Raw genomic sequence first — 25,439 nt, forward strand, 5'->3', positions numbered from 1 at the left:
GAATAGTTTAATTTAGATAAGAAGCCGATTACAATAGTTCAAAAACACCAGCAGCCCCCATGCCGCCACCAATACACATGGTTACAACACCATATTGCACGTTGCGGCGTTTCATTTCATGAATAAGGCTTAATGTCAGTTTTGTCCCTGTCATCCCAAGTGGATGGCCAAGCGCAATGGCACCGCCGTTAACATTAACTTTATTTATATCAAGATCCAGTGCTTGAATAACACGGACGGCTTGAGATGCAAATGCTTCATTCAATTCAAATAGACCAATATCTGATAGGTTTAAACCTGCTATTTTCAATGCTTTTGGTACGGCTTCTACAGGTCCTACCCCCATTATTTCCGGCTCTACACCTGCTACTGCAAATGAGCGAAATTTCACTAATGGTGTTAGCCCTTCTGCTTCTGCTCTTTCTCGATCCATGACTAGTACGGATGCTGCACCATCACTCATTTGCGATGCATTACCTGCAGTAACAGACCCTTTTATATTAAATGCTGGACGAAGCTTACCAAGTACCTCCGTCGTCGTCCCGGGACGTACGCCTTCGTCCATATCAAATTGAAAGGACTTCTCTTCAATCTTATTTTTATCTCCTACTATTCGGTTTGTCACGCCGACAGGAACAATCTCGTCTTTGAATTTCCCTTCATTAATAGCTTTTTCTGCTCGCTCATGGCTTTGAACAGCAAATGCATCCTGATCAGCTCGTGAAATACCAAACCGATTTGCTACTTCCTCTGCTGTATGACCCATTTCCATATAATAGCCAGGTGCGTCCTGAACCAATTTTGGATTCGGCTTAATTACATGACCACCCATTGGAACGAGACTCATAGACTCAGCTCCACCAGCAATGATAGAATCGCTCGCACCAATCATGATCCGTTCTGCTGCAAAGGCGATACTTTGTAAGCCTGATGAACAGTAACGATTAATCGTAATTCCTGGCACATCATTCTTCAGTCCTGCAAGCCCAGCGATATTACGTGCCATATTCATGCCTTGTTCTGCTTCTGGCATCGCATTTCCAATAATCACATCATCAATATTGCCATCATAATTCCCTGCACGTTTTAACGTTTCCTTTATTGTTATCGCTGCTAAATCATCTGGTCGACTATCAGCTAGTGCACCTTTATTTGCTTTTCCTACAGGGGTTCTTGCACCTGCAACAATTACTGCTTCCTTCACATTCCTTCCCCCTATTCAATTAGTTTCGTAAAGGTTTTCCTTTTACAAGCATGTGCTGCATTCTAGCTTGCGTTAACGGTTCCTGAATCAAGCTCAAGAATGCTTCGCGTTCTAGATCGAGCATTACCTGTTCATCGATAACTGTTCCTTCTTTTATTCTTCCACCTGATAACACATATGCCAATTTTTCAGCAATTTTCACATCATGATCTGAAGCATACCCACCAAATCGTAATGATTTTGCACCTAGGAGCATTGCTCCATAACCTGCATCCCCTACGACCGGTATTTTTTCACGCTTAGGCGCATGGTATCCTGATCTTGCCAATTCCAACACCTTCTCTTTTGCATCATGTAAAAGGTGATCCGGATTAGCGCTTATACCATCTTGATTATCTAAAAATCCATTTTCACGTGCTTCAGCAGCTGACGTTGATACTTTAGCCATTGCTACTTTCTCAAATACATCATTCGCTACTTTTGTGAGATCAAAATGAATACCTTCAGGCAAATTGCGAAGTTCTTTCAAGTAAAGCTCCTTCGTCCCTCCACCACCAGGAATTAATCCAACACCAAATTCAACCAATCCTATATACGATTCTGGTGATGCTTGAATGGCAGCTGCTGGAAGGGAAACTTCAGCCCCACCCCCTAACGTCATATTAAAAGGGGCGGCAACAACTGGTTTATTGGCATACTTAATGTTCATTCCCATATTTTGAAACTGACGAATGACCATATCCAATTCAAAGATATTATCGTCCTGCGCTTCCATTAACATCATGGCAAGATTTGCACCGACACAGAAATTCTTCCCCTGATTCCCAATAACAAGGCCTTTATAATTCCTATCTACTTCCTCAAGTGCGTAATTAACCATTTGAATGATATCAAGGCCGATTGCATTACTTTGAGAATGGAATTCAAGACAAGCAACACCGTCACCTAAATCGATTAAACTGGCACCAGCATTCTTTTTAATAACTCCATTGACATCTTTTAACTTTTTGAGATTAATCTCTTTCTTATTACTAATTTGTTGTTTATACTCGCCATGGTCGTAGTAATATACATTTCCATTTTCCTGTTTATAAAAAGATTCATTCCCATCTTCAAGTAGCTTAAGTACCCATTCAGGAACCGTTTCTCCTTCTTCCTGCATGCGTTCGACTGATTTACGCAACCCAATGGCATCCCATGTTTCAAATGGACCAACTTCCCAACCGAATCCCCATTTCAGCGCTTGATCAATGGAAACCACGTCATCAGCAATTTCATCAATCAAATCAGCGGAATAGATTAATACGGGCTTCAATACGGACCATACAAGGTCTCCCGCTTTATCTCCTTTTGATCGTATAAGCGCTTTCAATTTATGCTTGGTTCCTTTTTCCTGTTTCGCCATTTCTGTTGCAGCTGTATTTAACTTTGTACGATCCTCGTATTCTAGTGTTTCTGGATTTAATTCATAGATTGTACTGCCATCTTTTCCTTTTTGCTTTAGGTAGAATCCTTGGCCACTTTTCGCACCTAACCAGCCTTTTTCATGCATTTTCTTCATAAAGTCTGGTACATCAAAGACTTCCTTTTCCGCGCCATCCACTTGGTCATACACATTTTTGGCCACATGGATGAATGTATCTAAGCCGACAACATCCAATGTACGAAACGTCGCACTACTCGGGCGACCGATCATTGGACCTGTTACAGAATCCACCTCACCGACGCTGTACCCTCCTTTTTGCATTTCTCTTACGGTTACAAGTAAACCATACGTACCGATACGGTTTGCAATAAAGTTCGGTGTGTCTTTTGCTTCAACAACGCCTTTGCCCAGCACATCTTCACCAAATGTTTTCATGAATTCCAATACTTCCGTGTCCGTGTCTTTCGTTGGAATAACCTCTAGTAATTTTAAGTAACGAGGCGGATTAAAAAAGTGAGTCCCAAGAAATGATTTACGAAAGTCTTCCGTACAATCTGCAACCATATCCTCTACAGAAATCCCTGATGTGTTAGAGCTTACAATGGTACCTTCTTTACGATGTTTTTCTACATTTGCAAATACCTTTTTCTTAATATCCAGATTTTCAACAACTACTTCAATAATCCAATCAACATCAGCTAGTTTTTCCATGTCATCATCCATATTACCGACCTCAATTAAATCAAGGCTCTTCTTCGTCGTAATTGGAGATGGTTTTTGTTTTAAAAGTGCTTTTTTACTTTGAGAAGCTGCTCGGTTACGTACGACTGAATCCTCTAATGTAAATCCTTTATTTTGCTCTTCCTTCGTTAATTCTCTTGGTACAATATCAAGCATAATTGTTGGAATACCTACATTAGCCAAGTGGGCGGCAATACCAGCCCCCATAACCCCGGATCCTAGCACCGCAGCGCGCTTGATTGATTGCTTCATTTTTTGTCCCCCTTCACTTTGAATGAATACTCATTCATTTTATTGGTAAAAAGAAAAGATAGTTCCCTATCCGTCTATTTTCTACTATAAATTATAATCAGATATTTCGCAATAAAAAACTCTTTTTTAGAAGGATCTTTTCGTAAGTATCTTCGTAGTTGATATAAAAGACGACACAGTGACAATTCTCTTTCGTGACGCTGCCTCTCGTTCTAATGATGGTTGGTGCTTGGATTCGCTACGGCAGAATACTCCGCTTTCCGTGGGCACGGCCTCAGCCTCCTCGCGGAAGATCGCCGCTGCGGGGTCTTCGGTCACGTGCTGGGGCTGCGCGTAAATGCTCGCCCCACCGAAAACCATTGTTCCCACAGGAGTCTACGTATTCTGCCTTCGCTGATTTGAGGATTTCTGATTATCGATTTGTTATAGACCATGAAATCAACGTTTTGCTTAGCTCTCTCACATGAAAAGAAACGGTTCGAAGCCGCGGAAAAACGCGAACTCCTCGAAAATACAAACCGATTTTCTCACGAAGATGTAATGCTGACGAATCTTTCTAAAAAGTTACAAAGAACAATACCAGCGAAGGAAATACACGGAGACTCCTGCGGGAATAGTGGCCAGAGTGAGACCCCGCAGAACGGAGTTCGAGGAGGCTCACGGGTCACCCGCGGAAAGCGAAGTGTATTTCCGTAGCGGTTTAAAAAGCATCAACCTAATTTTCAAGTTACATCGTTTTTATAAATTTTGTGTTAAAAACAACAATTCCTTTCGTTGGGACGATTAACCACAGTCCCAATCTTTTAGAATACGTAGCATTCGTATTTGCTAAAAATACATAATCGTAACGATTCCTATTTACAAATCGTAATCATTACGTTAATATCTATAAGGTAAGGAGGAATGGACATTGAGCTTATTAAATAAAATTACATGTATCATTTTGATTAGTATTGCTATAATTGGTTGCAGTCCAACAGAACAAGGAACTACAGAAGCCGATTCTTCTAATCTTACAATCTATACGACCATTTATCCCATTCAATATGCTGTTGAACAAATCGGTGGAGAGGCAATAACTGTAGAAACTGTTTATCCCCCTGGAGTGGATGCACATACATATGAGCCTACCACAAGGGATATGACAAAAATAGCTGATGGTGATGGATTCATTTATTTAGGTGCTGGAATGGAAGGTTTTGCTGAAACTGCTGCTGATGCACTAGCTTCACAGTCTGTTAAATTAATTGAAATTGGTGAGCATGAAGAACTTTTTAGTGACGCATCCCATGAAGGACATGATCACGAAGATCAGGAAGAAGATTCTCACCATGGTCATGATCATGGTGACCATGACCCGCATATTTGGTTAGATCCGCAACGCATGACAGAAATGGCACACATTATTAAAGATGAATTGATTGCGTTAAATCCAGAAAATGAATCATTATTTAATGAAAACTTACAAGCATTAGAAGAAGATTTAATGGAACTCGATCAGAACTTCACTGATGTCCTAGAAACGAAAAACAATACGAAAATACTAGTATCGCATGCAGCTTTTGGATATTGGGAAGAGAGATATGGCATTGAGCAAATTTCGATTCATGGGTTATCATCTGAGAATGAACCTTCACAGAGAGAGCTCATCGAAATAGTAGATCATGCTGAAGAACACGAATTGGACTATATTATTTTTGAACAGAATACGTCTACTCAAGTATCAGAAATTATTAGAGATCAAATTGGCGCAGAAACGTTAGTCATTCATAATCTTGCTACTTTACGAGATGAAGATATAAGCAATAATGAAGATTATATCTCTTTAATGAATTATAATTTAGATATTTTGGATGAAGCCACGAAATAGGTTATCTATTAGGAGTAGATCCGAAGAAAGGAAGTGCTACGAATGACCGAATCAGTTGTCTCCATGAAAAATATTAGCTTTACGTACGAGCAGAAAAAAGTACTGGATCACATAAATTTCGAAATTCCACGTGGTGCGTTCATGGGATTACTTGGACCTAATGGTGGCGGTAAAACAACGCTAATCCGTTTAATTCTTGGTTTGCTGCAACCGGATGAAGGATCTATCCATTTACTACATCAACCTATTGAGAAATTTAAACAACGAAATAAGATAGGTTTTGTATCGCAAAAAGCAAGTGCATTTAATGCAGGCTTTCCTTCTACGGTGTTTGAAGTCGTCTCGATGGGTTTGACAGCCAAAGTAGGTTATCTGAAATTCTTCAAACAGCAACATAAAGAGAAAATACTTCATTCAATTGATCAAGTTGGAATGCTTGACTATGCTTATGAAAACATTGGAAACTTATCTGGTGGGCAACAGCAACGTATATTTATTGCACGTTCCCTCGTTAATGAACCAGAACTGCTCATCCTGGATGAACCAACAGTCGGAGTTGACTTTGAAAATGTGCAACGTTTTTATGAACTATTACACTATCTAAATGAAACTAATAACATTACATTATTGCTTGTAACTCATGATACGGGTACGATAACGAAACATGCAACAGACATTGTTTGTTTAAATAAAACATTGCATTTCCATGGAAATCCTACTGAGTATAATTCATTAACCGAAAAAGATTTATCACAATTTTATGGTCATCCCATAAACATTGTCACCCACGATCATTGATGTTGGAGGCGCACTTATGCTAGCAGATTTTTTTCAATATGACTTTTTACGTTACACCTTTTTAACCGGGATACTAATTGGAATTATTGCACCTCTATTGGGGACATTCATTGTAGTAAGACGGTTATCATTAATAGCAGATGCATTATCACATGTAACACTAGCTGGAATTGCCTTCGGATTAATGCTTGAAAAATTCGCCATTACATTTTTCACCCCATTATATAGTGGGATGTTTTTTTCCGTTATCGGTTCTGTTTTAATTGAAAAATTAAGAAGTGTTTACAAAACCTATCAAGAACTCGCCATCCCCATTATTATGTCTGGCGGTGTTGGGTTAAGTGTTATATTCATATCAGTAGCGGACGGATTCAATACAGATCTATTTAACTATCTGTTTGGTTCCGTTTCAGCTGTTAGTCAAAATGATTTCTATTCGATACTTGGTATTTCTATCTTCATTATATTGGTTGTTACATTATTTTATAAGGAATTATTTACTTTATCATTTGATGAAGAACATGCTACTGTATCCGGCATTCACACAAGAGGCATTCATATGCTTTTTACCATCTTAACAGCATTGGTAATCGCCGCATCCATTCGGATAGTAGGTGTATTATTAGTTTCGGCATTAATGACACTTCCTGTAGCTGCGAGCATGCGAATTGCAAAAGGATTTAAGCAAATGATGTTTCTATCCGTTGTCTTTGGTGAAATAGCTGTTATTATAGGGTTAATATCCGGTTATTATTTAGATATACCACCTGGTGGAACAATTGTAATGGTAGCAATTCTTATTTTATTACTTAGCATTGGTATTAAACGTTTTACGTTAACGTCTAAAAAAGTGAGGGAAGCTGAATGAATTTAAATGAAGCGATCGATCTTTTAAAAGAAAAAGGGTATAAAACAACTGGAAAAAGAAAAGACATTTTAACCTATTTTGAAAAAGCGGACGGTTATCGTACTGCTAAGGATTTAATCCAATATATGGAGCTTAGCCATGAAGGAATCAGCTTTGACACCGTCTATCGAAACCTTCATCTATACGATAAGGTTGGCATATTAGAAACAACAGAGTTAAATGGAGAGAAACAATTTCGCATGAACTGTACAGACCACCATCATCACCACTTTATTTGTAATGATTGTGGAAAAACAAAACCATTAGAAGTATGTCCAATGGATGATATAGAAAATAAACTGGCTAATTATGCAATTGAAGGGCATAAGTTTGAAATTTATGGTTTATGTCCAGGTTGTATAAGTGCATGAGAAATTAATTAGAAAGACTCGGCTGCCTCTCGACTTTGCAAAATTTAGAAACCAGGGCGGCGTTTCCAAGCGTAATTAACACAATAAATAACATACAAAAATGCTTGGAATAATTCCAAGCATTTTTAAATTCTTTCTATTTTTCTAAATACGCGTCTTTAGTTGAATAAAACTTCTGTTTCCTTTCTAGGAATTGGCTTATCAAGATTTGATAAGCCAATTCCTAAAATATTACATTATTTTGATAATGCGATTTTTATATGTTCCAAGTGATGCTGTTGGTGCCAATCTAATTTTGCTACCTTTTTTGCAACTGTTATTTTTCCGTTTATCTGGTGAGTAAAAGCTCGGGTCAATTGCTCTTCAGTTAAACTTTGGCCCAAAGATACGATGCGCTCATTTATGCCTTCCAGCATTTTAATAGAACTTTCTATAGGAAGCTTTGTATCAGGTTGAACAGCCCACTTATCTTGATCAAAACTTGGTACAGTTGGATTCTCATCTGTTAAAGCCAGTTTCAAACGTTGATACATGTTCAATTGAGAATCTGCGATGTGATGAACAAGCCCGCGAACTGTCCAACTACCCTCACGATAAGTTTTGCTTAATTCCTCATCACTTAATAAGTCGACAGTTTCTCTTAATCGAATCGTGTACGTTTCTATTTGTTTTAACCATTCTTGAATATTTTCAAGTGTTACCTTTTCGGGTACTTGTAATTCGCCAATTGGGTATCTTACATCCATTCTCCATCCCCCTTTCCCCTATTACATTATATTTCTATATTAACCTATAATATACCTATCTACTTAGCTTTTGTAAATCAATTGACGTAGTTATACTCATCTATTAGCCAAATACTTCCTGAAGTACTTTCGACTCTTCATGATCCAGCATATTCTTTTGAATGACTTCATTAACAGGTTTGTTCATCTGTTCTTTCAATTCATTTGCAGGGTCCGACTCACCTATTACATATATATTCTCCCAGCTTTTATCCTTCGCCTGCTTATCCAATTTTGGTGCAATTTTCTTATACCAACGTTGCTGATTCGCTTCAACTCTGTCTTCAAATTTCTCCGTATGTTGGTTGGTTGACCCAGATCCCGTATCTGTAGTCGTTTTTTCACGCCAATCATCTGTATCAAGATCCAACTCATAGGAAAAGGTATCTTCTATTTCATTTAAATAGGAATCGATAACTTTCACCTCATTTTGTTGGATGAGTATGATACCTGTCTTTGGATAATCGACACTAAGTTGCTTCAACTGCTCCAAATGAGGAGTTTCCTGCCAATTAAAAGCTGTCTCCAATGGTATTTGTACGCGAGTCGCAAACCATACTTCTTCATCCGCAGTTGCAAATAATACAATTCCCTTTAAAAATTTCTGCTCATTACCTACAACGAATCTTTCTACCTTTTCTTTCACCGCTTGAAAATTCTTCAACTCTTCCTTGTCATCGTCTTCCTTTAGGTATTGTTCAAAATTGCGTAGCCCATTTTTTAAATGAATTTTCCATTCTCCACCCTGCTGTTCAGGATCAGATAGATCTGTGTTTAAGTACATCGTAAATACTTTATTTGAATTATCGTTTCTTATCGTTTCTAATTTTTGAATTTGCTTGTTTAAATCCATAGACAGTATCGCTCCTTAAAAAGAATTATTCCTTCACTTAGTAGTATTTATCCTTTTCGCCTATGGTTTAAACATTCGATTGCCTGAAGGCTCATTAGTTACCATGCTTGAACAATTCAAACTTTATCTTTTCTAGCTGTTCGTTTAATTCTTCTAATTCTTTATCGCTCACATTTTCGTCACCGTATCTGGCCTTTTGATATACAGCAAGCTGTGTATGTATTCCAAGTCGTCTCAGCCATTCTTCGATCGTTTCAAACTTTAGCCTGCCATAATTGCTTTGTGCCGCCTGCCGCTCAAATTGGAAAACCATTTTACGGGCAGGATGCTTAGGTCTTTTAAAAAGGGAAGTGAGTCTACTTTTGGCAAATGCTTTTCCTTTCGTCTGTTCACCTAATGTACTGTAAGAAACACTTTCGTTAACCTCGGGCTGCTTTAATGCAGTAAATTTGCGTTTATGCAACATTAAAACCAGAACGATCACAATCCCGATAATTAAAATAGTGATTCCAAGATAAGAAAGTATATATGTCGCTACACCATCTAAAATAGATGTGCCAAGTTCCGATTCTTCCTGGTATTGGACCGATTCGATTGTTTCTGGATGCTGCTCTGCTTCATAATCTATATCCCCAAAAAATCCTGCTAGCATACTCGCACCGTAACCGAGCAGATAGGTAATTCCATTCCAAATACTTGTAATGATATAGCGAACCGTATCAAACAACAGAAACACAACTGATGCACCTAGGGCAAGAAATAAAGAAATATACAACCAAAATCTATGATCAAACTGTTTTCGTTCATGCTTGTTAACAATTGCTGCATGACTGCTAATATAACCAGCAACTAATAGAATGAACTGAAAAAAAAGGTACAGTAAAACGCGATTCTCTTCAATCCACAGTAACAATATAGTTGTGAGCACAATTGTAAATAAAATATAACTATTTTCCCGGCTAATCATACCCTCCTGTCGTATATTGCTATATCTCCATGTCAATAAAACAGAAAAAGAAACACTCATCACCATTGGATAATCACATACATAAAACAGCCCCACCATAAATGGTACAAGCCCTATATACCACAAATAATGCTTCGTGTACGTTGTAAGGACTGAAAAAACGAAACAGATTAAAAGAATAATAGCTAAATAACTCCAATAAGGCGGGCCCCATTCGTAATGAAAATGCATGATAGGCAATGCTAACAGAAATATAATGATTGCTTCACTCATAAAATGATACGCATATGTAATAGTCGGGTGGTTATTTTGCATCAGTATACGCATCCTTTATAATAGGTTTGATTACTGCCCCATCACTCGTTTGAGCGATATGAAATACCGTATTCTGCGCTTGTTTCCAAGCATTCATCAGTTTTGTTGCACCTGGAGGCACCTCACCAATAACAATGATCGTTTTCGGTTTAAAAAATTGTTTCCCCACTTGATGGAGCATATTGTTAAAAGGTATGATCATTGACTGCTTATGATTTCTTGCCAATGTTTCTAATGCTAGCCCGTAATGCTTGTTACCTTCCCCTTCCCGCAAATGAACATAGGGAACTTTCCCTGGCTTTCGTGCATTGATAATAATTTCATAAGCAACGCTCTTTTCGGTTGCGTATTTCGCTAGATACGCTGTGTAGGATAAGAGGCTTTCTAGATTTTCATTAAACGTTGCCATGTTTACGCTATTTTCTGACTGGAGATTCACGATAAAAACAAACGACCTATCGACGATTTTTTCATATACATTGGTTTGTAGCTGTTGTGACTTAAGCGAAGCATTCCAATTAATACGATGAAAGGGATCCGTGTAGCTGTAATCTCTCGTGCCAAGCTGGCTCTGAATATCCTCAAACGGTGAAAAATTTGAACGTCCGGTTCCCGGTATCATGTGAAAAACTGCCTCAGCTCCATGTACAGGAAGCAGACTAGGAAACACGATAAATTCCGTATGATAAAAAGGTTTATACTTTAATGTGATGCTGTCAAAATTAAGTAAATGTGGGAAAAGAAAATGAATATTACTAATCCTTGAAATGCCTCGTTCTTCAGCGATGACAGGCAATTCGATGAACGTCTTTTTTCTTTGAAGTATAGATAACGGGATTGTTATGGGTCTCCAGTATTTTGAAGCATCTTCTACATGATCAAATGCCTTAATGGCAGGCCCGGTCTGTAAGCTGAACGCTCCGTTAATCATAGGAAATATGGACCTATTCCGTAATTCAAACTTCAATTCCATTTCCTCACCTGGAAACAGCCTTATTGTACGACGCGGGTTTTCCAACTCTAATCTTCTCCCAATACTTTTATCATATAGCTTATAAACAATAAGAAAGCTTGCGAGTATACCCGCTCCACTAAATACAATTTGATTTTGAAACAGAATACCAATGATAAAAAATAGAATCATAGCTACAAGGATATAGTCGAATGTCTTCATATGCGCTGAACCATATTCCTTCTTCCACATCATTCGCCTCCTGCTCCTACCTCGACAGGAACTGGTACTTCCCTCATAATTTCACGCACAACCTCTGCAGATGTTTTTTTAATCGAACCTTCCATGGTTAGAATAAGACGATGTTCAAAGACATATGGCGCCAGCACTTTTACGTCATCTGGAGTAACAAATTTACGACCCTGCAAATAAGCACGAGCTTGTGAAGCGCGCATTAAAGCAAGCATGCCTCTTGGGCTAATACCCAGATCCACCTCATCATGTTCTCTTGATTGATGGATGAGGTTTACTAAATAATCGCCAGCAACATCTGATAATGTTACCTGTTGGATTTCATCTTGCAGTGATCGTATTGTTTCTACTGTAAGTGAAGGCATAATTTCAGTAAAAGGATCTTTTGTACGATATGTATGCAAAATCGTTTTATCATCCGCTTTCGATGGATACCCTAAATCAATTTTAAATAAGAAGCGATCCAACTGTGCTTCAGGAAGTGGGAATGTTCCATAATTACTTTCCACAGGATTCTGTGTAGCAAGGACAATGAACGGAGCATCTACCTTAATCGTTTCCCCATCAATGGTAGCTTGAAATTCTTCCATGACCTCAAGCAGGCTGGACTGTGTTTTCGGGGTTGCTCGATTAATTTCATCAGCCAGCAAAACATTAGAAACAACTGGACCAACCCGTAGCTCAAAATCCGTTGTTTTCGGATTGAAGAAACGAATCCCGGTCACGTCACTTGGCAAAACATCAGGAGTGAACTGCACCCGACTAAATTTACCGTCCATTATTTTCGCAAAACTTTTGGCCAGTTTTGTTTTCCCTGTTCCAGGAACACTTTCAAGCAGTACATGACCCTGGGCAAGTAAGGCAATAAATAACAAATCAACCACCTCCTCTTTACCATAAATCACCTTATTCAACGCTTCCTTTGCTTGTTTGATATTTTCCACGCTTATACCACCTTTTTAGAAAACTTGGCATTTGTTAAAGGGATTCTTAAAAAGCGTTCTTTGCTTTGTTAGGCAGCTATCACTATTAAAAATCCTTATACTTTGGAGTGCATGTCTTAACAGTAAAATCCTTAGTTGCACTTTCTTATCTGCCAAGATTAATAATTTTCATTATTGTACCATAATTTTGATATGGGTAGAAGATGGGTAGGTTTCTATTTCTATTCATAATTTCCCGTAAACGATCATACAATTTAAAGAAAGGGCTTGGACAAGGTAGTTAGCTTGTAATTAAAGAAATAGTTGCCATAATTACAGGAATGCTTTCCTATCTACCAAAAACAACAACTTTTTTCGGTGGGACAAATAACCGCAGTCCCAACCCTTTATAAAACAGCTATTATTTATGAAAGAGAAAAAACCTACTCTTTTAATTTTAAAAGAATAGGTTTATAGATTTTCTATTAATTTACACGACGCACATGACCGTTAAAATTGTCTTTCCAATACCCACTGGTCATATCAGCTACATCTAATCCCGTTGAATTTTGGGCTCCAATAAATTGACCTCCACCAAGATAGATGCCTACATGGCCGTTTGTTCCTGGTCCTCCTGTGGTATCAAAGAATACTAGATCACCAGGTTGTGCATTACTGTATGAGACTTTAGAACCTGTGCCTGCTAGTGCTCCTGTTGTGGATGGAATAGAATATCCTCCTTGCGCGAATGCCCATGATACAAATCCGGAGCAATCAAACCCACTAGGTGTTTTACCTCCCCAGGTATATGGTACTCCGATATGATCAAATCCAGCATTAATAACTGTGCTCATGCCGCTTCCACTGTTGTTATTGTCGTTATTATTATTGTTACTGCTATTGCTGCTATCATTGTTACTATTACTTTCTTCACTGCTCAATGTTGTAAGATTACCTTCCACTTCGTCGTCCAACTCCGGCTCCGATGATTGGGCAACATTTTGTGAACTGGATGGTTCTGGACGATTTGCAGCTGTAATGCTCTCGCTGACTTCACCTTCCAGTGCTGCTAAATCACTATCTTCAATCTCCAACTCTTCTTTTAATGTCGTTAAATCATCTTGCCTTGCCAATAATTTTTCCTCGGACTCCTCGTTTTGCTGTTGCTGATCTTCAATCAATACCAATATTTCATCAAGGTCTGCCTTCATATTCTCTAACTCTTCAAGCTTGTCCAATACTTCATCTTGTTTCGCTTTTACTTTCTGCTTATCTTCTTCCTGCTGTTCGATCAAGGATGCATCAGAATCAGTAATTTTATTAATCGCTGATACGCGATTAACGAAATCTCCAAAATTCTGAGAACCAAATATTACTTCAAGATAATTAATGTTTCCCCCATTTTTTTGATAGGAAACAATTCTCTCTTCTAGAATAGCAAATCGTTGTTCAATCGTTTCTTCTAATGTGTCAATCTCTTCTTCCAATGATGTTACTTTTTCTTCACTTTTTTCAATACTCTCTTCGGTTTCATCCATCTTAGTCGTGTTATGTTCTAATGCATCATCAACACGATTCATTTCTTCATTTAATTCTTCTAGTTCAAATAGAATATCTGCAATCTCTGACTCCGCTTCTGATAGATCCGCCTTTATATCCAAGCGTTCACTTTCGATCTCAGTTTGTCTGTCTTCTAATTCATCGACCGTATTTGCATGAGCAGATATACCAAAGAACGCACTACTTATACCAACCACAGCTACTGTGGTCATTCCAACTACCATCTTTTTCAATTTTATTCCTCGCTTCCCGTTCACAACCTATCAAACCTTATGTCTATTATGTATGTATCTTACTTCACGTAGGTCGTGATATCTATTTATTTCTATGAATCTATCTTCTACTTATTAGGTAATTTGAATTATATCAAAAGATCATGACAGTCATGTAATAGAAATATTACAATTGTATTTCATTTATTGACAAAATATTCTCCAAATGTCAAATATCTACAAATTGATTCATTGAAACAAAAATACCCCCGCAACCACGATGGTTGCGGGGGGAATTGAGGTTATTTGTCTTTATTGCAAAGCATAATGGATTCAAAACTTGTATATCATTTGCTAAACTGTTCTTTTTCCGTAGATCCTGTCAAAGCCCCTGTCGAAGATAATCCACCAGAAATAACTTGAGCCACTTCATCAAAATACCCAGTTCCTACTTCACGTTGATGACGTGTAGCACTATAGCCATACGTTTCACTGGAAAATTCGGCTTGCTGTAACTCGGAATATGCTGCCATTCCTTCTTCTTTATACTTTCTAGCCAGGTCGAACATACTATGATTCAATGCATGGAAACCAGCTAATGTAACAAACTGGAACTTATATCCCATTTCTCCTAATTCTACCTGAAAGCTAGCAATTTCACTATCTGATAGTTTCCGTTTCCAGTTAAAGGATGGCGAACAATTATACGCTAATAATTTATTTGGATACTTTGCATGTATCGCATCAGCGAAACGTTTTGCTTCCTCTATATTTGGCTCAGAAGTTTCACACCAAATCAGATCAGCATAAGGGGCATATGCCAGTCCGCGAGCAATTGCCTGATCAATACCAGCCTCTGTTTTGAAAAAACCTTCCGATGTACGTTCTCCTGTAATAAAATCTGCATCATTTGGATCAACATCACTTGTAATCATATCAGCTGCGTTTGCATCCGTTCTGGCAATAATCACAGTCGGTGTGCCCATTACATCTGCTGCAAACCGGGCAGCTATAAGGTTTTTAATTGCCGTTTGTGTTGGCAGTAATACTTTCCCACCTAGATGCCCGCATTTTTTCTCCGAAGACAGCTGATCTTCAAAATGAACAGCAGACGCTCCCGCTTCAATCATTGCTTTCATTAATTCAAACACATTCAATTGACCGCCAAATCCTGCCTCGGCATCTGCAACAATTGGGGCAAACCAATCCGTAGATGTATCTCCTTCCGAATAATGAATTTGATCCGCACGTTGTAGGGCCTGGTTAATCCGTTGTACAACATTCGGTACACTGTTTACAGGGTATAAGCTCTGGTCTGGATACATTTGCCCAGCCATATTCGCATCTGCCGCTACTTGCCATCCGCTCAAATAAATTGCTTGTAATCCTGCTTTAACCTGTTGTACGGCTTGGTTTCCGGTTAGTGCTCCTAGTGCATTTACATAGTTTTCCTGGTTAACAAGCTCCCATAACTTCTTCGATCCTACACGCGCAAGTGTATGTTCAATATCTAGTGACCCTCGCAACCGAATAACATCCTCTGCTGTGTAATCACGCTCAACACCTATCCAGCGAAAATCATTTTCCCATTCCGTTTTCAATATTTCTATACGTTTATTCATACTTCATTCCCCCTTTTAATAGTTTGCGATACGCAGGCAATGTTAGAAATTCTACAAAATCATCCTGCTTGATAAGTTCATCAAATATCTCTGCTGCCTGTCGGTAATTTAGGCTGAAACCTTCATTCGAATCTTTCAAAATAAATTGTAATTCTTCTTCTAGAAGCTGATCAACCAGTTCAAATGTTACGTTTCTGCCATCTTCCAGCACCCCTTTTGGATGGCGGATCCATTGCCAAACTTGAGCCCGTGAGATTTCTGCAGTTGCTGCATCCTCCATTAAATTATTGATAGGGGCAGCACCGTGACCCGATAACCAGTAGGTGATATATTGAATGCCAACATTAATATTCATACGCAGCCCTTTCTCCGTAATCGCTCCATTCGGAACTTCCAATAAATCTGCTTGTGTAATCGTTCTAGCTTCATATGTTTTTGCGATTTGATTCGGTTCAGGCATGCCTTTATCAAAGATAGCTTTAACAAATTTAACCATACCTGGGTGTGCAACCCATGTACCATCATGCCCATCCCTTACTTCACGTTCTTTATCCACACGAACTTTTTCAAACGCCGCTTGATTCGCTTTTTCATCATTTTTCACCGGGATCTGTGCGGCCATTCCTCCAATTGCTGGGCTGTTTCTTTTATGACAAGTTTGAATCGCCAGTAAGGAATAGGCACGCATAAACGGCACTTCCATCGTAACGACAGATCTGTCAGGTAAAATAATAGCTGGATCATTTTGAAACTTTTTAATATAGCTAAATATATAATCCCATCTGCCACAATTAAGCCCTGCTGAATGTTCACGTAATTCATATAGTATTTCATCCATTTCAAATGCAGCAGTAATTGTCTCAATCAGTACTGTTGCTTTAATGGTACCTTGTGAAATGCCAAGTTCATTTTGAGAAAAAATAAATATATCATTCCATAAGCGTGCCTCCAGATGATTCTCCAGTTTTGGTAAATAAAAATAGGGGCCAGTTCCTTGCTTCAATAATTCTTGTGCATTATGAAATAAGTAAAGTCCAAAATCTACGAAACTTCCAGAAATAGATTCTCCGTCTACTGTTATATTTTTTTCTGTGAGATGCCATCCACGAGGTCGCACCATTAATACAGCTGTTTCTTGGTTTAACGAATAAAATTTTCCGTTTTCACCTTGAAAATCAATTTTTCTTCGGACAGCATCTTGTAAATTAAGCTGCCCATTCATTACGTTTTCCCATGTGGGTGACGTTGCGTCTTCAAAATCAGCCATAAATCCTTTTGCTCCAGAATTGAGTGCATTAATAATCATTTTTCTATCAACTGGTCCTGTGATTTCCACTCTACGATCCTGCAAATCTTTCGGTAATGGTGCAACCTCCCAGTTCCCTTCACGAATCGTTTTGGTTTCTGGCAGAAAATCTGGTTTTTGACCCTTATTAAATTGCTCCTGCGTTTGATTTCTCATTTTCAATAACGTTCTTCTTCGTTCGTCAAAGTTGTTGTGAAGCTTTTGCAGAAATTCCAGCGCTTCAGGTGTTAATACCTCTGCAAATTTTTCTTGATTCTTGACCTGTACATTTGAATTCTTTATCAGCATATAATACCTCCTTTGTTATAATACATGTTTAAAATAAAATTATTGTTCTATAACAGCATGCATAAAAAATTATTCTTCCTTTTTGGATAGACAGTATTCACATTCCAGCATATAACTTTGCGGATCAACATGATTTCCACCACATTCTGAGCATGTAGCAAGATTTTTTGTTTTTTCCATCATTTCCACTCTCCTTTTAAATGTTATGTAACAGATTATCATTTATCTTGTTGTTATAATACAGTCTATTCGAAGATTGGTAAAATTGCAACCCCTTTTTTTAAAAATAATTAAAATGTTATAATAGTTTTATATATCGGTTAAAGGTGGTTGGAAACTTGAGAAGATTTCATTTTTTTGGTAGCCGTGTTGTAAAAACGGGAGTGGCCATTTTTCTTACGGCTTGGATTTGTGAAATGTTAGGATGGCCACCTGTATTTGCGGTCATAACAGCTATTGTTACAATAGAACCTACTGTGTCTGATTCCATAAAAAAGGGGTTAGTTCGCTTTCCCGCATCCGCTATTGGCTCAGCATATGCTGTATTATTTATTTCTTTATTAGACAACTCACCATTAACCTATACACTTGCAGCTGTTTTTACAATTGCCACATGTTTCAGGCTAAAATTGCATGCAGGTCTGCTTGTTGCGACACTCACAGCTGTTGCCATGGTCGAGGTTATTCACAGCAATTATTTGATTTCATTTTTTATTCGACTAGGGACAACCACGGTCGGACTATTGGTTTCGACAGGAGTAAATATGTTTGTATTACCACCGGATTACACAGAAGACATTGTCAAAAATATTCGAGCCATGAGCAAACGAACAGGAAAAATCATTGATATTGTTTTCCGGGATATACTGGAAGATAAACATGATCAGGACACGCTTGAAAAGAATATGGTGGATCAGCTTGAAAAAAAGATCATGCAAACCGAAACCTTAATCCGTTTTCAAAAAGAAGAAGCAAAATACCATCCGCTTGTAGGGAGCGAAAAACTTCAATTTGACCATGCACAAAATCAAATGGCGCAACTGCGTTTATTCCATTACCATATCGATAATTTAATTAACACACCTCTAAAGATGAACAATTGGTCGAAAGAGGAAAGAACTATTATATTACATGCTGTTACGGAGCTGGCTCAAGCAATGGAAAACGTAGCGTACTACAATCCAGTAAAACATCAGCAGGAATTGCAACAAATAACGGAAATTTTTTGGGAGGATAATGAAAAAATCACGAAAAATAGTAAAAACTATCCGACAAATTTCCCACCAGAATTAATTATCTTGTATGAATTACTCTCGATCTACAATATTGTTACAAAATTTTATAAAGAGAAAAATTGAAAAAAGCCACATGTTAGGTGGCTTTTTGTATGGGTGCACTCGGGTTGATATTTCTGCTATGCGGTTGACTCTCAAGCTTTCCAACCAAATCACTTAATCAAATCATGCTTAAACGCATAAATCACAGCTTGTGTCCGGTCCTGGACTTCTAATTTACCTAAAATATTGCTCACATGCACTTTCACAGTTTTTACTGCGATAAATAATTCATCCGCGGTCTCCTGGTTTGTCTTCCCCTGAGCTACTAATAACAAAATTTCCATTTCACGGTCTGTCAATTGATCATGCAGATTTTCAGCAGGTTTTTCCCGCATACGATTCATGATTTTCCCTGTAACTTCAGGTTCCAGGATTGATTGCCCTTCATACGTAGCACGGACTGCTTTAGCGATTTCACTTGCTTTTGACGTTTTCAACATATAGCTCGTTGCACCAGCTTCCAGTGCCGGATAAACTTTTTCATCATCAAGAAAACTTGTAACAATAATAATTTTCGCTTCCGGCCACTGTGCAATAATCTGGCTGGTTGCTTCAATCCCATCCATTTCTTTCATAACAAGATCCATCAAAATAATATCCGGTTTTACTTCCAACGCTTTCTCAACAGCAGGCCCGCCATCATCCGCTTCAGCAACAACTTCCATATCGAGTTGAGCAGAAAGGTATGATGAAACACCAATCCGTACCATTTCATGATCATCGGCGAATAGAATTTTAATCATTATGCTCAACCTCTTTTCTTAAATTTGGAACTTTTACCTCTAACTGTGTACCTTCATTGGGCACACTGATAATTTTAAAGATACCTCCAACCTCATAAGCACGTTCACGCATATTTTGTAGACCATAAGAACCTGTTCTTATATTTTCCATATCAAAGCCCTTTCCATTATCAACTGTTCGTAAAATTACTGTTTCATCTCGTTCAATTAACATGACATGAAATGTGATAGCTTCAGCATGTCGAAGTGTATTCGACATCGACTCTTGCAGGATGCGAAAAAGTTGATCTTCCACACCTTTATCCACAGTGAACTCCTCAACCTTCCAATCAATCTCCATCGGTACTTTTTGGGTCATTTCAACCAACAATTCCTCGACGCCTATTTGCAATGATTTCCCTTTTAATGCAACTGGACGTAGATGCAATAATAATGCACGCATTTCGAGTTGGGATTGATGGATCATGTTTTCCACCATTTGCATCTGTTTTTTTATCGATTCATTCTCCGGTGGATTCGATTCATTGATAGCTGACATCATCATCGATGCGGCGAATAACTGTTGACTCACCGAATCATGCAACTCCCGTGCCAGTCGATTTCTTTCCTGAACAACGACTTCCTGGAGACTTTGCTCCCGTTCATTGGCCCTTTCTGTAGCTAGCCGCTGTGAATACTCTGCTTGCTTTCTCATTTTCTCCTGCAACTGCCCGATTTGCTGCTCTATGCTGTCCAATTCCTTGTAGGACTCATCATCTACGGTTACTTTTTGACCCTTAACCATTTCATCCAGCTTACGATCAATCTGCTGAAGTCGCTGTTTCCAGTACCATCCTGTAGACATACCAAGTATCGTACCCGCCATAATCGGTATTCCAATCACTATTAGCAGAAATGAAACATTGCCGATTTCTTGTTTAAAAATAAGCGACCAATCATCTAAAGGAAAAGCCAGTAATGTTACACCAACTAACATAAGTGCAATGAATAGACTAACTAATATTGCGGTAAAAACATGTCGTATAATTGTAGTCATGTTCGCTTCACCTCGATATCTCCGGAAAATATAGAGGTAATGATTTTTACACGTGGGTACGATTTGTCATAGTTTGGGGTTTGATAGAAGAGCGATTTATTCATTAATTTCCAGTGATGTTTTCCAAAAATATGTGCCCTGCCAAAAACAGAGCTATGATGGATACTAACTTCCACTTCGTAGGGAACATAAATTTCAATATTTCCCATTAGGTGTCGTATGGAAATGATCGCCGTGTCTTTAGGCAAAACCGTGTTGCTCAAGTCAATTATGCGCTCCCCAAACACCCCGTGGATATTTACATCCCGCCATTGATACGCAGCATCCACCGTTTCCTGATCATCAAACAGTTTATGTTCAAATAAAGGTTTCATCTCTATTACAGGATCCGTCCTTACCTCATCAACACCAGGAAGAATCGGATTTATGCGCTCTGCTTCTTTTTTAGACTTTGAATAATTAAGTATGAATAAGACAATTGCTGCAATTATCAAGAACCGGACCGCCAACAAATTCAATACAGAAAACACTAGACCAATTAATGAAATCCAAAATAAAATTTTGCCCCATAATTGGTCGAATTTTTTCCAGCCGATATACATAAAAAAACCGGAGAATAATGCCGGGATGATCGTACCACCAAAAAAGAAGGCTATTTCAAAAATAAAGAGGATCACTCCAATAATCAGGATCCAGTTGTACGTATCTGTTGTCAGCTTTTTGAACATGAGAGTGACCCCCTTCTCTATTATGTAAAACAGGCACAGCAGACTGCACCTGTTTCAGTATAGCATTTTTTCTCGAAAATTGGATAGACCATTTAGTTTGCTTTATCTTCCATTTCTTTTTCAAGCTTGGCCATTTTACTGTCGAATGTACTTCGGTAATAGGAGCTATTTACTTTATACTCCAAGCCCTCAATATACTGTTCCATTTCCTCAAAGCGAGAAATTGGCTTATTTGAAGCTTCTTCGACAACTTTGTTTATCTGCTGATTCGCATGTGCAATATTCTCTCGTCCCATCAATTCCATACGACGTAAATGCATGTCTTTTAACTTATGCTTCATTTCTTCATATTTTTGTTCCAGTGTTTCCAGTTGTTCAACCGCATCTGCACGGGAATGCTTCATACGATCTGCTCGCACGTTGTATTCCTCATATTCCTTGATCGCAAATTCACGCATTTGTTCTTCACCGGCTTTTTCTGCAATATTTGCCTGCTTTAACCGTTTATCTGCAAGATCCTGTGCCTTATGATACTCTCTCGTAAATTCATCCTTTAATTTATATTGGCGATCTACCAGTTTTCTGACTTTTTCCTTTTCCTGCTCACTTTGACGCAGGTATTGATTTAAAGCTGCGATTGGGTTTTTTTGTTCCTTTTGATCCACCATATTGTGTAAATCTGCTGAGATTGATTCTTTCATACGTGTAAATATGTTTGTAGACATTGATATTCGCTCCTTTTATTAGTTATTAATTTCCGACCATTGTCTTTCAAAATTTGTAAACGGGTCATCATCATTTACCACATGTACAACTGGATCCCTGTTATCTTTCTTCCAGCTTGAATAAATAAGATACAATGCATAGGCCGCCACTAAGCCGATCACCGCAAATATATTGGATAATGCGATACTAAGTAGAATCAAGCCAACGATCACCCAACCAACTTTTCCTGCTGTTGAATTACTCTTCACGAATTTCTTAAAGACTACATATAGCAACCATACGCTAAGCGCCAATAAAACCATTGGCCCAAGATTAGCAAGTAAAATAATTAACGCAACTAATCCACCAACAAACAACATAAATTTCTTCATCACTTCGCCTCCTTTCTTTATCCTAATTTCATTTTACCGAGGAAACGAAACAACAGTAATGAGCCTGCGCCATATTTTGGACTAGGTCTTCGGACGTATTGGGGAGTGGTTTTTGGTTTATGAAGCATATAATGGAAGAATAAACAAGCCACTAAAGGGAATAACATCTCCCTTTAGTGGCTTGTTCATGATATGGTAGACCCGAATTCTTTTGCAATCAGCTCATATGATTTTTTTCTAGTTTCATAGTTATGTGTAATTGTAACGATCATGAACTCATCGGTCCCATATAAAAGTTGTAACGCTTGAAGTTGCTGTTTGACTTCGGGTGGGTTGCCGATAATCGTATTCTTTCTCACATCCTCAACTGTACCTTTTTCCGCATTGGAAAACTTATATGCCTTCGCTTCTTCCACAGATGGAACACCGTCTTTTCCCTCGCCTATCTCTTGTTGAACTTTCCAGAGAAAGTTGCTTAATGCAAGCTCTTCCGCTTCTTCGGTTGTTTCTGCACAAATAACAGACACTGCTATAATTGCTTTCCCCTCTGGAAAACGTTCATGGTATGTCTTTACAATTTGAGGGCCATCCTGATCGGTCATAAAATGACCAAACGCATAGGGAATCCCTTTTTCTGCTGCTAAAATGGCACTTTTTTCACTTGTTCCTAATAACCATGGATCCGGTAGCTCTTCAGGAACTGGTGCCGCCGTAATTTTCGAAAACATATGATCTTTTGGAAAGTCATCATGTAAAAAGGTTAGCAGCTCAGATAAAGATTCAGGCATTTTACGAACCTGTTCGAGGAAATTATCTGACAGAGCCATCGTCACTTCCGCTGATCCACCTGGAGCTCGTCCTATACCTAAGTCCACTCTCCCTGGATACAAGGTTGCTAACATATTATAACGTTCCGCAATATTATAGGGTTTATAGTGTGGCAATAATACAGCACCTGCACCGATTCGAATTCGTTCTGTTTGTGATCCAATTATTCCGAGCATGATATCCGGAGCTGGGGATGCAAGTCCTGACAGATCATGATGTTCAGCAACCCAGTACCTTGTGTATCCTAATTCATCAGCATGCTTAGCGAGCTCTACCGTCGCACGTAATGCTTCTTGAGCAGTTTTCCCAGATGAGATTGGTGATTGATCTAATATGCTGAGTCTCAATGTGTCATACCTTCTTTCTGGCTCTATATTAATAGGAAACTATTTCAGAGTGTACATAATGATATACCAACTGTTCTGTATTATCCAATGATGTTTCATGCGTTCTTTCATAGGCATGCGATGAATCAATTCCCGGACCTATAAGTCCGTGAATAATATCATGACCAGCACGGATTGCTGCTGAAGCATCTGATCCGTAATAGGGATATATATCTTTTTTATAAGCAATATGATTCGCTTCAGCTAACTGAACAAGATGCTCCCGTAATCCGAAATGATAGGGGCCGCTCGCATCTTTCACACAAATGGAAGTCGTATATTCATCGGTTGATTGTCCATCCCCCATAGCCCCCATATCTACAGCCAAATATTCAACGGTTTCAGGTGTAATATTAGAATTTCCTCCATAGCCAATTTCCTCATTGTTAGAAATAAGAAAGTGGGTTGTATATGGTAATGCCTTCTTTTCTTCTTTCAATCTCTTCATTAACTGCATCAAAATGGCAACACTGGCTTTGTCATCGAGATGGCGGGATTTTATAAAGCCGTTATCTGTCATTTGCACACGAGGATCAAAGGAAACAAAATCCCCAACTTCGATTCCAAGTGCACGAATATCATCCGCATTTTCCACCTTTGCATCAATACGGAGTTCCATATTTTCTTGATTGCGCTTCGCTTTACCTGCATTCTTGTACACATGAACAGAGGTTTGATGCATCAGGATCGTTCCTGTGTAAATCTTCCCGCCAGAGGTATGGATTTCACAATACTCACCTTCTATAGCGTTATATTTAAAACCACCAATAAGATCGAGTCGAAGACGACCATTGCTCTTTATTTCTTTTACCATGGCACCAAGTGTATCAACATGTGCTGTTAACATTCGATGCTCGTTGTTATTTTCTCCAGGTAGAGTTGCGATTAAACCACCCTTCCGATTCCTTCTCGTTTCTATATTTAACGCTGTAAGAAAACCCTCCACATATTGAATTACTTTCTTCGTATTTCCTGATGGGCTAGGGATCGACACTAACTGTTTAATAATTTCTTTTGTTTCTTTACTATTTGGATATGTACGCAAAATAATTACTCCTTTATAAAAAATGACTCTTTTCTTAAGTGTCTGTTGCTTTTAAAACTTCGCAGTTGATATAAAAGACGACACAGTGACAATTCATTTGCAAACGCTGGTTGAGAGCAGGGATTCGCTACGGAAACACATTTCTCTTTCCGCGGAAATCAACCTGGTAGTTACGTCGTCTTTTATAGATTTTACGTCATAAAATAGCAATTCTTTTCGGTGGAACGAGTAACCGCAGTCCCAGTCTTTTAGAAAACAGCCTAAAAAATAGATAACTCTATTATACCGAAATTTTTACTCTTTTCAATTCAGCGTATTCACAAACAAATCACAATGTTAAAAAACGCTGACCAGATAATATCCAGTCAACGTTTTCAACAGGTAAGAAGAGCCAAATATCATTTACCGTTTCATAGAAATAAAGGAAGAAGCAATCTGGACTTTACTGCTACTTAGTAACGGAGAGCGTTCAAACGGTGATACTTGAAAGGAAATTTGACATTCTGACCCCACTACCATTAACCATTAATAACCAACTCCACCGAAGCCACTTCCAGCTCCAATAATTATTAACAGGATGAAAAGAACAACAATTAACGCAAATCCTCCACCTGCACCATATGCACCCATTTATT

Annotated in this window: 24 protein-coding genes; 5 read left to right on the forward strand and 19 right to left on the reverse strand. The window is 38.4% G+C overall.

The annotated features are described in order from the left end of the window. Positions 1–28: 28 nt before the first annotated feature. Both OLD84_RS12685 and OLD84_RS12690 read right to left on the reverse strand, forming a co-directional pair. Complete coding sequence (locus OLD84_RS12685; protein WP_209462683.1) at positions 29–1,204, reverse strand: acetyl-CoA C-acetyltransferase; 1,176 nt, start codon at positions 1,202–1,204, stop codon at positions 29–31. 19 nt (positions 1,205–1,223) lie between these two features. Continuing rightward, positions 1,224–3,623 carry a 3-hydroxyacyl-CoA dehydrogenase/enoyl-CoA hydratase family protein gene (locus tag OLD84_RS12690; RefSeq protein WP_209462682.1) on the reverse strand — a complete coding sequence of 800 codons (2,400 nt, stop codon included), beginning with the start codon at positions 3,621–3,623 and terminating at the stop codon, positions 1,224–1,226. Between the two features lie 910 nt (positions 3,624–4,533). On the opposite strand from OLD84_RS12690, the gene OLD84_RS12695 reads away from it, so the two are divergent. From OLD84_RS12695 to OLD84_RS12710, 4 genes are read left to right on the forward strand one after another with little or no spacing between them, the layout of a single operon-like run. Beyond that, complete coding sequence (locus tag OLD84_RS12695; RefSeq protein WP_245301517.1) at positions 4,534–5,493, forward strand: metal ABC transporter solute-binding protein, Zn/Mn family; 960 nt, start codon at positions 4,534–4,536, stop codon at positions 5,491–5,493. Between the two features lie 42 nt (positions 5,494–5,535). After that, positions 5,536–6,291: a metal ABC transporter ATP-binding protein gene (locus tag OLD84_RS12700; protein WP_209462681.1), complete on the forward strand. Its 756-nt coding sequence runs from the start codon at positions 5,536–5,538 to the stop codon at positions 6,289–6,291. 16 nt (positions 6,292–6,307) lie between these two features. After that, positions 6,308–7,159, forward strand: a complete 852-nt coding sequence (locus tag OLD84_RS12705; RefSeq protein ID WP_209462680.1) for a metal ABC transporter permease — start codon at positions 6,308–6,310, stop codon at positions 7,157–7,159. Beyond that, positions 7,156–7,569 (forward strand): Fur family transcriptional regulator, encoded by a 414-nt coding sequence (locus tag OLD84_RS12710; RefSeq protein ID WP_209462679.1) that lies wholly within the window; start codon positions 7,156–7,158, stop codon positions 7,567–7,569. The genes OLD84_RS12705 and OLD84_RS12710 overlap by 4 nt, the downstream gene beginning before the upstream one ends. 236 nt (positions 7,570–7,805) lie before the next feature. Here OLD84_RS12710 and OLD84_RS12715 read toward each other — a convergent pair whose 3' ends face one another. The 9 genes from OLD84_RS12715 to OLD84_RS12755 all read right to left on the reverse strand — a co-directional run bounded on the left by OLD84_RS12715 (position 7,806) and on the right by OLD84_RS12755 (position 17,787). Beyond that, positions 7,806–8,315, reverse strand: a complete 510-nt coding sequence (locus OLD84_RS12715) for a YfiT family bacillithiol transferase (protein ID WP_209462678.1) — start codon at positions 8,313–8,315, stop codon at positions 7,806–7,808. A gap of 103 nt (positions 8,316–8,418) precedes the next feature. Further along, the gene (locus OLD84_RS12720) at positions 8,419–9,207 is read right to left on the reverse strand and encodes a VLRF1 family aeRF1-type release factor (protein ID WP_209462677.1); all 789 of its coding nucleotides are present in this window, start codon (positions 9,205–9,207) and stop codon (positions 8,419–8,421) included. Positions 9,208–9,301: 94 nt separating this feature from the next. Then, positions 9,302–10,489, reverse strand: coding sequence for a hypothetical protein (locus OLD84_RS12725; protein WP_209462676.1), 1,188 nt, complete (start codon positions 10,487–10,489; stop codon positions 9,302–9,304). Further along, positions 10,479–11,696, reverse strand: coding sequence for a DUF58 domain-containing protein (locus OLD84_RS12730; protein WP_209462675.1), 1,218 nt, complete (start codon positions 11,694–11,696; stop codon positions 10,479–10,481). Before OLD84_RS12730 ends, OLD84_RS12725 begins: the two co-directional genes overlap by 11 nt. Then, complete coding sequence (locus tag OLD84_RS12735) at positions 11,693–12,637, reverse strand: AAA family ATPase (RefSeq protein WP_209462674.1); 945 nt, start codon at positions 12,635–12,637, stop codon at positions 11,693–11,695. Before OLD84_RS12735 ends, OLD84_RS12730 begins: the two co-directional genes overlap by 4 nt. 464 nt (positions 12,638–13,101) lie before the next feature. Continuing rightward, positions 13,102–14,400, reverse strand: a complete 1,299-nt coding sequence (locus OLD84_RS12740; protein WP_209462753.1) for a C40 family peptidase — start codon at positions 14,398–14,400, stop codon at positions 13,102–13,104. 335 nt (positions 14,401–14,735) lie between these two features. Then, positions 14,736–16,010: an isocitrate lyase gene (gene aceA / locus OLD84_RS12745; RefSeq protein ID WP_209462673.1), complete on the reverse strand. Its 1,275-nt coding sequence runs from the start codon at positions 16,008–16,010 to the stop codon at positions 14,736–14,738. Next, positions 16,003–17,604 (reverse strand): malate synthase A, encoded by a 1,602-nt coding sequence (aceB, locus tag OLD84_RS12750; RefSeq protein ID WP_209462672.1) that lies wholly within the window; start codon positions 17,602–17,604, stop codon positions 16,003–16,005. Before aceB ends, aceA begins: the two co-directional genes overlap by 8 nt. A 69-nt stretch (positions 17,605–17,673) precedes the next feature. Further along, positions 17,674–17,787 carry a YhfH family protein gene (locus tag OLD84_RS12755; protein WP_209462671.1) on the reverse strand — a complete coding sequence of 38 codons (114 nt, stop codon included), beginning with the start codon at positions 17,785–17,787 and terminating at the stop codon, positions 17,674–17,676. A gap of 155 nt (positions 17,788–17,942) precedes the next feature. On the opposite strand from OLD84_RS12755, the gene OLD84_RS12760 reads away from it, so the two are divergent. Continuing rightward, complete coding sequence (locus OLD84_RS12760) at positions 17,943–18,962, forward strand: FUSC family protein (protein ID WP_209462670.1); 1,020 nt, start codon at positions 17,943–17,945, stop codon at positions 18,960–18,962. Between the two features lie 89 nt (positions 18,963–19,051). Here OLD84_RS12760 and OLD84_RS12765 read toward each other — a convergent pair whose 3' ends face one another. From OLD84_RS12765 to OLD84_RS12800, 8 genes are all read right to left on the reverse strand, one after another. Next, positions 19,052–19,684, reverse strand: a complete 633-nt coding sequence (locus OLD84_RS12765) for a response regulator transcription factor (RefSeq protein WP_209462669.1) — start codon at positions 19,682–19,684, stop codon at positions 19,052–19,054. Continuing rightward, the gene (locus tag OLD84_RS12770) at positions 19,677–20,720 is read right to left on the reverse strand and encodes a sensor histidine kinase (protein WP_209462668.1); all 1,044 of its coding nucleotides are present in this window, start codon (positions 20,718–20,720) and stop codon (positions 19,677–19,679) included. The genes OLD84_RS12765 and OLD84_RS12770 overlap by 8 nt, the downstream gene beginning before the upstream one ends. Beyond that, on the reverse strand, positions 20,717–21,448 hold the full coding sequence (gene liaF / locus OLD84_RS12775; RefSeq protein ID WP_209462667.1) for a cell wall-active antibiotics response protein LiaF: 732 nt from the start codon (positions 21,446–21,448) through the stop codon (positions 20,717–20,719). The genes OLD84_RS12770 and liaF overlap by 4 nt, the downstream gene beginning before the upstream one ends. 92 nt (positions 21,449–21,540) lie before the next feature. Next, positions 21,541–22,173, reverse strand: a complete 633-nt coding sequence (locus OLD84_RS12780) for a PspA/IM30 family protein (RefSeq protein ID WP_209462666.1) — start codon at positions 22,171–22,173, stop codon at positions 21,541–21,543. Positions 22,174–22,191: 18 nt separating this feature from the next. Then, positions 22,192–22,545, reverse strand: a complete 354-nt coding sequence (locus tag OLD84_RS12785) for a lmo0954 family membrane protein (RefSeq protein ID WP_209462665.1) — start codon at positions 22,543–22,545, stop codon at positions 22,192–22,194. Positions 22,546–22,730: 185 nt separating this feature from the next. Next, positions 22,731–23,720, reverse strand: coding sequence for an LLM class flavin-dependent oxidoreductase (locus OLD84_RS12790; protein WP_209462664.1), 990 nt, complete (start codon positions 23,718–23,720; stop codon positions 22,731–22,733). Positions 23,721–23,748: 28 nt separating this feature from the next. Beyond that, positions 23,749–24,804 carry a M42 family metallopeptidase gene (locus OLD84_RS12795; protein ID WP_209462663.1) on the reverse strand — a complete coding sequence of 352 codons (1,056 nt, stop codon included), beginning with the start codon at positions 24,802–24,804 and terminating at the stop codon, positions 23,749–23,751. Positions 24,805–25,329: 525 nt separating this feature from the next. Then, positions 25,330–25,434, reverse strand: a complete 105-nt coding sequence (locus OLD84_RS12800) for a YjcZ family sporulation protein (protein WP_209462662.1) — start codon at positions 25,432–25,434, stop codon at positions 25,330–25,332. Positions 25,435–25,439 lie beyond the last annotated feature (5 nt).

This window comes from Virgibacillus natechei, assembly GCF_026013645.1.
GTDB classification, from domain to species: domain Bacteria; phylum Bacillota; class Bacilli; order Bacillales; family Amphibacillaceae; genus Virgibacillus_L; species Virgibacillus_L natechei.